Origin of the sequence: Okeania sp. SIO2C9, from assembly GCF_010672455.1 — a bacterium.
Taxonomy (GTDB): Bacteria; Cyanobacteriota; Cyanobacteriia; order Cyanobacteriales; family Microcoleaceae; genus Okeania.
Window position 1 is genome coordinate 1 of the sequence record NZ_JAAHGO010000133.1, and the last position, 13,000, is coordinate 13,000.

9 protein-coding genes and 2 pseudogenes are annotated in these 13,000 nt (G+C 36.8%); 6 read left to right on the forward strand and 5 right to left on the reverse strand.

All coding sequences use genetic code 11. The annotated features are described in order from the left end of the window. Positions 1-167: 167 nt before the first annotated feature. The 4 genes and pseudogenes from F6K23_RS38360 to F6K23_RS38375 form a co-directional block, all read left to right on the forward strand. A pseudogene (locus F6K23_RS38360) lies at positions 168-986 on the forward strand (RRXRR domain-containing protein); the annotation flags it as partial. Positions 987-1,085: 99 nt separating this feature from the next. Continuing rightward, a complete protein-coding gene (locus tag F6K23_RS38365) occupies positions 1,086-2,528 on the forward strand; it encodes an NAD(P)/FAD-dependent oxidoreductase (RefSeq protein WP_293166142.1) in 1,443 nt (480 codons plus the stop codon). Between the two features lie 1,457 nt (positions 2,529-3,985). Next, on the forward strand, positions 3,986-4,423 hold the full coding sequence (locus F6K23_RS38370; RefSeq protein WP_293166144.1) for a DoxX family protein: 438 nt from the start codon (positions 3,986-3,988) through the stop codon (positions 4,421-4,423). 469 nt (positions 4,424-4,892) lie between these two features. Next, on the forward strand, positions 4,893-5,723 hold the full coding sequence (locus F6K23_RS38375; protein ID WP_293166146.1) for a metallophosphoesterase: 831 nt from the start codon (positions 4,893-4,895) through the stop codon (positions 5,721-5,723). Positions 5,724-6,406: 683 nt separating this feature from the next. Here the strand turns inward: F6K23_RS38375 and F6K23_RS38380 are convergent. From F6K23_RS38380 to msrP, 3 genes are all read right to left on the reverse strand, one after another. Beyond that, complete coding sequence (locus F6K23_RS38380; RefSeq protein WP_293166148.1) at positions 6,407-6,610, reverse strand: hypothetical protein; 204 nt, start codon at positions 6,608-6,610, stop codon at positions 6,407-6,409. Between the two features lie 477 nt (positions 6,611-7,087). Beyond that, complete coding sequence (locus tag F6K23_RS38385; RefSeq protein WP_293166150.1) at positions 7,088-7,282, reverse strand: heavy-metal-associated domain-containing protein; 195 nt, start codon at positions 7,280-7,282, stop codon at positions 7,088-7,090. Positions 7,283-7,810: 528 nt separating this feature from the next. Then, on the reverse strand, positions 7,811-8,797 hold the full coding sequence (gene msrP / locus F6K23_RS38390; protein ID WP_293166152.1) for a protein-methionine-sulfoxide reductase catalytic subunit MsrP: 987 nt from the start codon (positions 8,795-8,797) through the stop codon (positions 7,811-7,813). 1,418 nt (positions 8,798-10,215) lie between these two features. On the opposite strand from msrP, the pseudogene F6K23_RS38395 reads away from it, so the two are divergent. Further along, positions 10,216-10,444: pseudogene (locus F6K23_RS38395) on the forward strand (transposase); the annotation flags it as partial. Positions 10,445-10,858: 414 nt separating this feature from the next. Here F6K23_RS38395 and F6K23_RS38400 read toward each other — a convergent pair. Beyond that, positions 10,859-11,791, reverse strand: a complete 933-nt coding sequence (locus tag F6K23_RS38400; protein WP_293166154.1) for an RNA-guided endonuclease TnpB family protein — start codon at positions 11,789-11,791, stop codon at positions 10,859-10,861. Between the two features lie 109 nt (positions 11,792-11,900). Next, positions 11,901-12,035, reverse strand: a complete 135-nt coding sequence (locus F6K23_RS38405) for a hypothetical protein (RefSeq protein WP_293166156.1) — start codon at positions 12,033-12,035, stop codon at positions 11,901-11,903. 109 nt (positions 12,036-12,144) lie between these two features. On the opposite strand from F6K23_RS38405, the gene F6K23_RS38410 reads away from it, so the two are divergent. Beyond that, the gene (locus F6K23_RS38410; protein WP_293166158.1) at positions 12,145-12,882 is read left to right on the forward strand and encodes a hypothetical protein; all 738 of its coding nucleotides are present in this window, start codon (positions 12,145-12,147) and stop codon (positions 12,880-12,882) included. Positions 12,883-13,000 lie beyond the last annotated feature (118 nt).

Below are 13,000 nucleotides of genomic sequence, written 5' to 3' on the forward strand. Positions count from 1 at the left end.
CCATTCATGGAGAAAAAAGCGGTCGAGGGATGGCGAGGTCCCCTCGCCATATCCAATCGACCAAGAGAAGAAAAAAATTCCTTTTAATCCAATCCTCTTCTTTTCAAGGAGAGGTAATTCTAAATTCTAAATTCTTAATTCTAAATTCTTGAAAACGTAGGGTAAGACGTGGCAGAAAAATTAACAGGAAAATACCATTTAATCAACGTGCCTATCGGCAAAAGCGATTTGATAATCGTTGCAAAAAAGGTAAGCTAGCTCCATCCATTCGAGCATCAAGGGAAATGGAAATCAGAGTTATGATTGAACTTTCTAAGATTTTCCCTATTACTACCATTGTTTATGAACTGGTCAAGGCTGATGTAGATTTAACCAGTGCTAGAAAAGCAGCACGTTCGGGTAAAGGATTTTCTCCAGTCATGGTTGGACAAAATTGGTGTGTAGAAAAACTCAAATCTATTGCCAGAGTTAAAATTGTTTATGGCTGGCAAAAAAACAAGAACGGAACCAGTCAAATTCGCCAACATTTAGGATTAAAGAAACTCAAAGATAAAAAAGCCCAAGTGCCAGAATCTCATGCAGTTGATGGTATAGCTTTGGCAGCTAGTGAGTTTGTCCGATATGGGGTAACTCCCAGGAAAAACTGTGATATTTACGGTTGGAAAGGTCCAATTAACATTACTCCTTGGATTTTTCGAGTAATAACTAGACCTGCTTATTTTCGTCGTGCATTGCACTTTGATAATGTAGAAAAAAGTGGTGTTCGTAAACGCAAGGGTGGAAGCATTACTCCATTTAATCAACGCTTAGGCGATAAAGTTTTAGCTGAAAAAGCAGGAAAAACTTATACTGGATGGATTGGTGGTTTCACTAACGCTAAAAACAAAAATGTTAGCGTTTATGACCATAATTGGAAACGAATTGGGCAATTTTCTCCTAAAAAAGTCCAACTAATTCGTAGGTCTAATAAATTGTGTGTTGTTTAACTTTCCCGGCGGTTGAAACCGCCGTTCGCCTTTCCTACAACTCTTTTTAAAGGGTGGAGGAAAGGCTCTTGATTACTTTTCTTGAATTGAAAAATAAATATGCTTGACTACGATGTAGTAATCATAGGTGGGACAATAACAGGAATTTATGCAGCTATTACCGCAGCACAACTGCAAGGTCGTGTGGCACTGGTACAACCTTCCTCTTCAGATTTTAGTAGTACCCAAGGATTTCATCACAACAAAATTATTGGTCAAATAGGAAATTTTGTTGACGATATAGACCGCAAACAACTGTTTGGAATTTATCAAGGTAATGATGATTCTGGGGATATTTGGGTTAAGTTTGAGGAGGCAAAAAAGTATGCTGATTATGTGGTTTCTAATCAATTATCAAAATATGAACCTGCAGTTTTAGCAGCATTAGGAATAGATATAATTTTTGGTGAGGGTAAGTTTGTCGATCGCCCTAATTTAGCTTTTGTGGTAAAAGGACGACATTTGCGCTCGCGCACATATTTGTTAGCCATAGCTTCCCAACCTATAATACCACCTATTCCAGGATTAACTACTACTAAGTTTATTACTCCTCAAGAAATTAAACAACTCTCAAAACTTCCTGAAAGTTTGGTAGTTATTGGTGGAGACCCTAGTGGAGTAGAAATAGCGCAGAGTTTTTCTCGGTTGGGAACTAAAGTTACTATGGTAGTGAAAAGTTCTCATATTTTAGGTAAGGAAGATTCGGAGGCAGCATTTTTAGTTCAAGCTCAGTTAGAAGCAGAAGGTATCAGAATTTCAACTAATACTGAAGTATTTCAAGCTAGAGAAATTGATGATAAAAAATGGATTTTAGTGGGAAATGAAGGTATAGAAACAGATGAAATTATATTAGCAGCAGGGAATAAACCAGAATTTGAAAGTTTGAACTTAGAAGCGGTAGGTGTGAGGTTTAATAATCATAATCTATTGTTAAATCAAAAGTTACAAACTACTAATTCTTGCATTTATGCTTGTGGAGATTTAATAGGTGGTTATTCATTTCCTCACATTGCTAATTATGAGGCTAAAGTTGCCTTGAAAAATATTCTTTATTTCCCGATTTTTAAGGTCAATTATTATGGCATTCCCTGGGCAATATTTTCAGAACCACAATTAGCAAGAGTTGGTTTAACAGAAGAACAAGCTAGACGACGTTATGGAGAAAATATATTAGTTTGTCGGCAATATTTTAAAAGTATTGACCGGACTCAAATTTTAGATAAAACAACAGGATTTTGTAAAATTGTTGGTCATCGCAATGGCAAAATTTTAGGTGTTTCTGTGGTGGGAATAGAAGCAAGTGAGATAGTTCATATTATGGCATTAGCTATTCGTCAAGGGATAAAAATGGAAGCGATCGCTGAGTTACCTCATATTTGGCCTACTATATCAGAAATTAATGCTCAAACAGCAGCAGCATGGTTAAGGCAAAAAAGAGAGGGTAATCAAATAGTTAAAGATTTCCTAGAAAATTTATTTCATTGGCGACGTTCTTTTTTTTAACCCACATTCTGCACCACAAAATGTAGCATATAAATCAAAAGTCAAAAGTCAAAAGTCAAAAGTCAAAAGTAAGGTAAGCATTTCCTGCGGACTGCTGCGCAAACAGCTATTAGCTGTCAGCTATCAGCAACAAGACTCTCTCATATAGGACAGTGTTTAAATTAACAACTGACTTTAAGGGCAAGGTAGCTAACTTTTGTAGTAAAACAATTAAATATTGCTTTTATCCTAAACTAAAAGCAATAGCTGATAGCTGACGGCTGAATGCTTACAAAGTAAGAATAAAATTATAGTGGTCAATAGTAGTCAACGATTCAATAAGTATCTATGGTTAATATTTAACTGAGAATTTTACTTTTGATGTAAGAATTCAAGTATCTTAAACCCAGTTATAGAGAGAACTCTGAAAATGACTAACTCAGCAATTTAATAGTCTCATTCTCAATTGTGACAACTGTATAACTGGATTTAATATAATACCAATTTGAAAAAAGAATGTTACGAATATTAAGAGCGATAAAAAAACTTTACAGGAAATCTCCCTTTGACTAAAAAGATAGTTTACGCCCTAAAAAATGGTATTAAAGACATTCATTCTGACTCCTGACTCCTGACTCCTGACTCCTAAGAAATACCCTAGATATTTGTAGCAAAAATTTATCAATTTGGTATAACTACCTTTTTTGAATTTGTTATGAGAATTAAATTAGAAGGGAGAGAGTTTTTTTCAAAGATAAATTCAAAGTTAGGAATAGACATCTCCAAAAATAAAAAATAAAATCAATTATCGTACATAAATTATCAATTATTTCCCCCTATTTCCTATTCCCTCTTTTCTGGAGATGTCTAATAATACAAAAGAGGCGATCGAACAATGAGGTAATAATTAATAATTAATAATTAATTATTAATTATTAAGCGGTCATTTCAGTTATCAGTTCTCAGTTATCATTACCTCTGCAATAAGGAGGCTTGACATAAAGAATATTCTTTTTTTATCCCCTTAAAAAGGGAGGTTTTAGACCACAATTTTTTGGTAATTCGGTAATAGGAAATAGAGAATTGGGGAGAGAAAGAAGGAAAAGTGAGGATTAGGAAAAGAAAATTTTTAGAACATGAATTAAGCGGAAATAATATTATAATACATTTAGAGTTATATTTGATATAGAATCCGGTTATATAATATATGTTGATAATTTTATAATTACTTCAAGCCTTGAATCTCCCACACTTCTCTACTCCAACTATAAACTATATAATTAATTAAGTATTCAACCGGATTTGATATAAGAACCTAGTGCAGGATGGCGGAAATAACTAATCCAGTTACAAGATTCTAAAAGCCTTACCAATTAATACTTTTGAGGGCGAATGCCATTCGCCCCTACGACTTTTGACTTCCGCGTAGTGGCACTATTGCCAATATTTGTAGATACAAATTTCACAGGAATGACAGAATGAATAACATTGAAACTCCAATTTTTCTCAAACGCAAAGATGTAACTTTAGCTTATGCATTATTAAGAATAGTATTTGGAATCAACTTCTTTGTACATGGTTTAGTCCGAATTGGAAATATGGGAGGATTTATCCAATCAATGGCAGATAGATTTCAAGAATTAGTACCAAATTTTGTGATTATACCATTTGCTGCTGTCATTACTCCTGTAGAATTAATTTCTGGCTTCCTAATAATAATTGGTTTGCAAACAAGGAACGCAATTATTGCAGGTTTTCTATTAATGATGCCATTAATGTTTGGAATTTGTTTATTACAACAGTGGGATACAGCATCATCTCAACTTATTTATTGCCTAGTTTTCTTTATACTTTTAGCAGGTTGTAGTCTGAATACAATTTCTATCGATCAACTTATTCATAATAGAAATTCCTAAAAAAATAGAAGTAATTGAAGAAGGCAGAAGGCAGAAGGGAAAATTACTTATTGATTCAAACTCCAAACAATTTGAAGCACCTCCCTTAACAGTTTATGGTGAATTTATTGTCACTAGACATCTTCAATAATAAAAAATCAACTCAATTATTTCACAGAAATTATAAATTATTTCCCCCTACTCCCTACCCCCTACTCCCTGCTTTCTTATTTCACAGAAATTATAAATTATTTCCCTCTACTCCCTACCCCCTACTCCCTGCTTTCTTATTTCACAGAAATTATAAATTATTTCCCCCTACTCCCTACTCCCTATGAATGGAGGAGATGTCTACTAGAGAAAAATTGTATCCTTTGAAATTTCGTAAACACGGGACCACCGAAAAATTCTCCCTACTCCCCCACTCTCCCACTCCCTACTCCCTTTTGCTATGCTATAGACGCCCTAGTGTAGTAATAGTTTATGTACCATGCACAGGATATTGACAGGCCAATTGCAGGTAGATTACTTGACCCTGAAAATTACTGGGTTGCCTAATCATTTACAAGGGACAAAACTCGTACACTTGACCGACTTCCATTATGATGGACTACGACTATCCGAATGGTTGCTTTCTGAAGCGATCGCTATTACCAATGAAGTCGAACCAGATTTAATTTTACTCACAGGTGACTTTATTACAGATGAACCTGCACCTATATATGATTTAGTGTTGCGATTGAAATATCTCGAAAGTCGCGCTGGTGTCTATGCTGTACTCGGCAACCACGATGAAGAATATCCAGGTGCCAGGGATAAAGTCATTGACGCTTTTACTAGTATAGACATTCCTATTTTGCTGAACCAAGTCGTCTATCCTCTGGGTTCAAGTTTAGCTTTAGTAGGGTTAGAGGACTATTGGTCTAGTAACTTCAAACCAACTACAGTCATGGAATCTATAGATGAAGCAGTTCCCCGGATCGTCTTATCCCACAATCCCGATACTGCTAAAGTATTACAAAAATGGCGTATTGACCTACAACTGTCTGGTCATACTCACGGGGGTCAGATTAGGTTACCATTTATCGGACCTCTCCCTCAATATCGGGAACCTATTCGCAGATTTATACCCAAATTTTTACGACCTTTTGTGCCATTTATGGATAAGTGTCACAGAATAGTTGAGTATTGGGAATGGTCTCAGGGGTTGCATAAAATTGGAAATAACTATTTATATGTGAATCGTGGTTTAGGGACTTATTTTCCAGGGAGATTATTTTGCCCACCAGAAGTTACAGTAATTACATTGGAAACTAATTAGAGTATTTAATATACTCTATTTTTTTTAGGGTATTAATTTTGACTGACAAATTTGCCGAGATGGGTTTAATACTTATATTTAAACCCACCTCAATTTTTTTTTCAAATTGTTTTATTCATCAGAAAATTCTAATAATTTACCTAAAAATTTTTGATATAGAATCCGATTATATAATACCATTTATCAAAAACTTTTCTACATTTTGTTGAGCAGGGGACCCACCCCTCGCCCCTCCCCCTCCCAGGAGGGGAAGTGGGGGAGAAGTAAACATAAGAATAATTAACATCATTCGCGAGCTAAAATTAGCATGCAAAGTGATTTTGGTTGTGGTGATTAGTTGACAACTGAAGTATTGCCCAAGTATAGCAATAATGGATGGAAATTGGTATAATAAGAGAATTAAAAGTATTGGAAAAAAACGAACCTTGACCTTAGCAGTGTATATTCATTATTTATAAAACAGCTAAAAGTCATAGGCATATTCCTACATTCCAAATAAGTTATAAAGAGATATTTTTGGTTGAATAATGATTTTAAAATCAGGAGTCAATTGAATATTTTTATGTGTTGTATTTTTACCGAAAAATTGTGGTTTAAAGCCTCCCCTTTTAAGGGGATAATAAAAAATATTTTTCATTATTAGTCAATCTTCTTCTTTTCAAGGAGAGGTAATTATTAATTATTCATTGTTGAACAGCAGGATTTTTTAACCAAGAACTTAAATAATAACTTGAGTGACGTTTTTTCTTACCGTGAAGATTACAGCGACTATCCAATTTATTTTGGAGCACAAAATCTTTCACTTCCGGATATTTTTTAAGGTTTTCTAAAAAAAGTTTTTGATAAGAACTACCTCTATAGATAATGCAGCGAATAGCAGCATCCATCTTAAAAATTTAGAGCTACACCTCCTAATTCTATCCCCTATAAAAATCACGAAAAAAACAAGCGACCGCCAAGTATTTAGCAAAGCAATATCGCTCCAATTAACTCAAGATTTTCTTACTCGAATAACATGGTTAAATTACAAAGAAAAAGAAAGAGTATTGCTGATAAATAAACTACACAAAAAGTTTTCAAGTTCAGTGACAACTGTGGCGAAATTAAATATATAGTCATTCTGAATAAGACTGGAACACTTTTTCAGATAAAACTCTTTCAAGGCAAGAAACCCTTGTCTCAATCTTAACTGGAATGACTATAGCAGTTCACGCAAAAGTTAAGACAGATAAAAAGCTTAAAACTCAGACAACGCAAGACTTTTTGTTCTTCCTTCTTCCCTCTTCCTTCTGCTATAAAAAATCCTGGGAGTCTGTCCAAAGAAAGTCCCCCAGGTTATCAGCTTAGTTATAACAAAATTTATTCTATTCCACTGTATGGCCAGCAGCAACGATCGCCTGCTTAATAGACTCCTCAGATGCTTTGGTTTCCACAGTTACAATTTTTTGCTCCACATCCACTTGGACATCAGCTTCCGATTCCTGAGCTTTGATTGCTTTCGTAATAGTATCTGCACATCCACCACAAGCAATAGATGGAACTTTTAGTTGCATTGCCATATTAAAAATTAGTTAGGTTGTTACAAATTTTTAATAAGTATATAGCATTTCCATAGAGAATTCAGTACATATTGAGCTTCCATATTTCAGATGAGTGATCAAACTATATTTTTATCAACTATATTTTTATATTTTCCCCTACAAAAAATTCTGATATAGCGTTTCTCAAGTTACTGAGAAAAAGGTTGTTTTTCTTCTTTTCTATTCCCGAATAATTAAGGTTTAAAGCCTCTCCTTTAAAGGAGAAAAAAACGGTGGTTTTGCGCTTCGCAAAGCTCCGCTAACGACTGTTGCCGACATGTTTGCGTAGCATTCCACAGGAAAAAGTGGAGCTTCCCGTAGGGTGGGATGGCGCAATTCGGAGCGGCTCTGTCAAGAGCTCGTCTCCTCGCTGGCCGACCATCGACCAAGAGAAGAAAAAATTTTCCTTTTAGTCAATCATCTTCTTTTCAAGGAGATGTATTTGTTAATTATTAATAATTAATAATTAATTGTTGAACTAGCCCCTAAAACAAGAGAATTACTATATTAACTATAAAGACTAGCAACATATTCTCCATAACCGTTATAGGGTAAAGTTGGGATTTTTTCCCAAGACCAACTAGCACCTTCACTTAATACTCTCTCAGTTGCTTGTGACCATCGAGGGTGAGGCACATTAGGATTAACATTTGCTTCAAAAGCATATTCATTTGGTACCAAAGTATTCCAAAATGTTGCTGGTCTTGACTCTATAAATTCAATTTTTACAATTGATTTTGCCCCTTTAAAACCATACTTCCAAGGAATAACTTGTCTTAATGGCGCTCCATTCTGTTTAGGTAATGATTTACCATACATTCCTACTGCAAAAAAAGCTAATTCATTAGCCATTTCATCTATTGTTAAACCTTCTGTATAAGGCCAGGGATAACCATTAGCCCAAAAACCAGGACCTTTAGTAATTTCTGCATCGTAAAAAGAGGTAAAACGAACATATTTAGCTTTTGATGTTGGTTCCACATCTGCCATTAATAATTTCATGGGAAAACCTAACCAAGGTATCACCATTGCCCATGCTTCAACACACCGAAACCGATATATTCTTTCTTCTAGAGGAAACTTTTTTTGTAGTTCATCTATGTCATAAATACGAGGATTTTTGACTAAGCCTTTAACTTCAACTTTCCAATTTTCAGTAGGTAAAGCTTGAGCAGCTTGCCAAATAGATTTATTACCACCAAATTCATAGAAATTATTATATTTTGTAGCAAGAGCTTCGCCTGTGATTGGTCGTTCAACCTCAGAAAAGTTAGGATTAATCGTAAATTTTTCAGTCATTGGTAATGTTACCGCTTCTGAAGTTGAAGATGTTTTGGAGTTCGATCCACAACTGGTAAGAGTAGATAATGCAGTAGCACTTAAACCAACACCGATGAGATTTTTCATAAACCGACGACGGTTTAAATAAGTAGTTTCTGGAGTTATTTTTGTTTCAGGAATTTCCCAAGACTTTTTGATCCGGATTAGAGGCATGGTTTATTTTTAGTTATTATGAGGTTTTAACTTGAATACTAAAGATTGATGATTTTTTCATCCCTAGTTCATAATATATAGCAGGTTGATTTAATTTACCGAATAATTAATAATTAATAATTTAATAATTCGCGCCTTGAAGCCGACCCTTGGCTGCGCCGCGAGCTGCCGCTCTACAAGGGGAAAATAGCGGTCGATCTTCGCAGCTTCCCCGTTGGGTGGGATGGATGGGTTTCCTAACCATATCCAATCGACTAAGAGAAGAAATAATATTTTCTTACATTCAATTCCGTGACGGTTTTAACCCGAGGTAATTATCCATTATCAATTAATGAAAGACCTTGTCCTATGAAGTTTTAGCAAAAATCTTGGTTGTGCAGAGCGCAAAGTGTGGGATAAGTAAGTAGGGCTATAAAAGCACTGTCAAGAGTGAGTTTTTCGGATTTTTGTCGGGAAAAAAGTGCAAATTTTTCAGCCTTTAATATCAAATCCGATCCGTTTAATTGGACATCAAAAAAATCTCGAATCGTCATAACTAATAAATGTTTGTGATTCTTTCTCCTGCTGAGGAGTGAGGACTGTCTCATCGTTGAGTTAACCAATCTATAACTGTTTAACCGGATTTGATATCAGACCATAAAAGCTATGATCAGTGGCAGACTTGCACAAAAAGATACAGCTACAGTCATTCCTTCTACTTCCCACCCGGACCACACTTCCCACCCAGACCACACTTCCCACACTTCCTTGACGCACTACCAAAATCTTTTGTCTTAGGGAGTAGGAAGTAGGGAATAGAAAAAAAGAAAAACAACCTTTTCCTCAGTAAGCGCTATTTTTTTAGACTTAAGAATCTGCGGAGCAACTACGTTAACAGTAATTAATAATGAATAATTACTGATAAAATTTAGTCCGAGGACTTTGTTAGATAATATTTAATCATTGGCCCGAAACGTCTCACCATTCATCTGATTATTCACAAATTTTCATAGGACTTACATAAATGTTCTAGTGCAGAATGGCGAAAATAACTGACCAGTTACAAAATCCTAAAAGCCTTACCAATCAATACTTCTGACTTCTGACTTCTGACTTCTGACTTCCGCGTAGCCGCACTAGGATTCATCTGATTGAACAATGAATCAATTAGACATCTCCAATAATAAAAAATCAAATCAATTATTGCACAGAAATTATCAATTATTCCCCTCCTGGGAGGGGGAGGGGCGAGGGGTGGGTTCCCTACTCCCTACTCCCTACTCCCTCTTTTGCAGAGATGTCTAATAGAGTTTACAGCGGTTTTCATGATTAGTAGACCACAGTAGGGGCGATTTCCTACGGAATGCTCCGCAAACGTGAATCGCCCCTACAAAGTTTTGCTTGTGAAGATGTGGTTCATCAAGAGCGAAAAGCGCTGTAATGGTGAACCCGACCATGTACACTTGCTATTCCAATACTATCCACAGCTTGAGTTGCCTAAATCTGTAAGTAGTAGAAGACTTAGAGCTGAGTTTCCAGCACAAATCAATAAAGCTTACTTCAAAGCTGTATAAAGGAAGTGAATCTTATTTTATTGCTAGCTGTGGTGGCGTCAGTGTTTCAGTGCTAAAGAAGTACATAGAAAATCAAGACAAACCACACAGATAACGCCCGGCTTTCCCATCCCTCCGCTCCCCTAATAGCTGCCGCACTTGCTCCGCCAACGGGAGAGCGCGGGACTTCCCGTTGGGGGAGTTATATGATGTCCGAAGGCAATCGTTTGTGTAAAAGTTAGCGTGGATATCTACAGGAAATTTAAGTTTTTTTCTTGCCTGTTGCCTTCCGAAGCTGTTGCCTATTTACTATACAAGACCGATGCTACCGGACATGATATTAAATCTGAAAGTATTTGTAGTAGCATTGCTGATTTTGACACTTTTAAAAATCTTGTACCATCTGTTTTATACCCCACATAATGAAGTAGAACACCCTAAATCTGCTTCATAAAACCGATATAAAACGTCATAATAAGTGACATTTTAATGTTTACTTCCTGCTTCCACTGAGGCCGTCGGCGGTTACTCATCCACAGGCATTCACGGTCAAGCCGACCGCATCTCTCAAATTGATACTGGCGTTTAAATCTCTATCTATTGACAAGCCACATTCAGGGCAATCATAAGTCCTTACATTTAATGGCATATCTTGAACGTGACCGCAGTGTGAGCAAGTTTTTGATGATGGAAAAAACCTGTCAACTACTACTAACTCTGAACCGTACCATTGGCACTTATATCCAAGCTGTCTTCTAAACTCATAAAATCCTTGGTCGGCTATTGATTTCGCTAGTTTATGATTGCGTAACATTCCGCTGACATTCAAATCTTCAATTGATACAGTGCCGTGGTTTTTGGCTAGGTATGTTGTCAATTTATGAAGTGCGTCTTTACGGATGTTTGCTACTTTTATATGCAACCTGGCTATCTTTAGTTGTGCAGCCCTCCAGTTAGCAGAACCTATCTCCTTATTGCGATTTCGGTATTGCATTCTAGACAGCTTCGTTTCAAATCTGCGATAAGATTTTACGCTTTCAAATACTTTTCCATCACTCAAAGTGGCTAATGTTTTCACTCCCAAATCTACACCAACTACATCAGTTTTTTTGGGCGTGGTTGTGGGATTCCATTCATAGCTACAACTGAGATACCAATCACCCGCTTGCCTACTAATAGTTATTTTTTTAGTCGTTGCCTCAATCGGTTCATAAGTTTTAACAATGCCGATAAAAGGTAACTTGTGAGACCAACCATTAAGTTCTATTGGTTTTCCACAATTATCTATTGTGAATGAATCCGACCTACCTTTTTTCTTAAACCTTGGGTATTTTCCTAACCCTTTAAAAAATCTTTTGAAAGCTTCACCTAAGTTTCGGAAAGCGTATTGGTAAACTCTAGACGACAAATTTTTCATCCAAGGATATAAAGCCTTTGTGTGATTGGTAAAAACTTCTCTCATCTAATGATATTCTCAGCAGTGGGGATGCGATAGTCCTGGAGAATGCTATTCCTTCTACCAATAACTATCGCGATCCTAACACTATACTATTTGATGGGGCTGACCTGATTCAGGCTACACTGCCCATTGCTGTGACTCGATTTGCTTTTCCTAATAGTCCAGGTTCCCTCATGGCAGGTGCGGTTGAAGTTTTCAACCAAGATTCTTGGGGCGATCGCTTCATTGCACCAGTGGGTGAAGACACGACAAGCAGCACCGATGCGTTTGAGTATTCGGTCTTTTATGTAATGGCTGGCGACGATGGGACAGAGCTGTTCCTGAATGGCTTGCAGATAGACATTAACGGCGACAGCGTGATTGATGCTAACGATGTCCTAAACATAGGTGATAATTTTGTTATTGAAGGTCTCCAGGAAGGGGATGAACTGACTTCCAACAGACCAGTTCAGGTAGACCTCATAACAGGTGACATCAACAGTACCTACGAATTACGGTGGTACGCCCAAGTTGATGCGGATGAATGGACTAACGAATACATCACTCCTGTTGCTGAGGAAGTTGGCTCCACAGGTTACTGGTTCTATAATCCCAATGACTCACAAATTACAATTTCCTATGAGGGCGGGAATAGTCCCAATGGAGACTTCAATGTTGCGGCCAACAGTTCCACATTTATAGAAGTGGACTCTAATGGTGACATCAATTTGTCTGGGGATAATTACTCTGGTCTGCGCTTCTTTACAGATGGTACTAATAACGGTGGCGCTACGCCCAATTTCTATGGTTTAGCCCAAGTAGATGCAGACGGTGGTGGCCAAATTTATGATTGGGGCTTCCCCCTAATACCAAGCGATCAGCTAACCTCACAGGTGTTGGTGGGCTTAGGACGAGGTGCAACCGATGATGGCCTGCCTCTCAACAATCAAGGGGAAGAAAGCAGGAGTGTTGTTTGGGTTACGCCCATTGAAGATAGCAACATCTTTATTGACTTTGATGGAGACGGCACATTTGACTATAACGAATCTGTCGATGCCTTAGATTCACTGCGAATCGTAGACGATACTGGCTTATTCTCTGGGGCTGAAGGTTGACTAACTATTGATAATTTGCTAATATTTGCTCACATAAGCTCCTATATGTTAATATAGCATTATGGGTTATGTTCCACTAAGGAAAGCCGTAGAAATACTTGGCTTGCATCCTAACACA

Coding starts and splice junctions, on each gene's coding strand:
- F6K23_RS38365 (WP_293166142.1), top strand. CDS start 1,086: ATGCTTGACTACGATGTAGTAATCATAGGTGGGACAATAACAGGAATT.
- F6K23_RS38370 (WP_293166144.1), top strand. CDS start 3,986: ATGAATAACATTGAAACTCCAATTTTTCTCAAACGCAAAGATGTAACT.
- F6K23_RS38375 (WP_293166146.1), top strand. CDS start 4,893: ATGCACAGGATATTGACAGGCCAATTGCAGGTAGATTACTTGACCCTG.
- F6K23_RS38380 (WP_293166148.1), bottom strand. CDS start 6,610: ATGGATGCTGCTATTCGCTGCATTATCTATAGAGGTAGTTCTTATCAA.
- F6K23_RS38385 (WP_293166150.1), bottom strand. CDS start 7,282: ATGGCAATGCAACTAAAAGTTCCATCTATTGCTTGTGGTGGATGTGCA.
- msrP (WP_293166152.1), bottom strand. CDS start 8,797: ATGCCTCTAATCCGGATCAAAAAGTCTTGGGAAATTCCTGAAACAAAA.
- F6K23_RS38400 (WP_293166154.1), bottom strand. CDS start 11,791: ATGAGAGAAGTTTTTACCAATCACACAAAGGCTTTATATCCTTGGATG.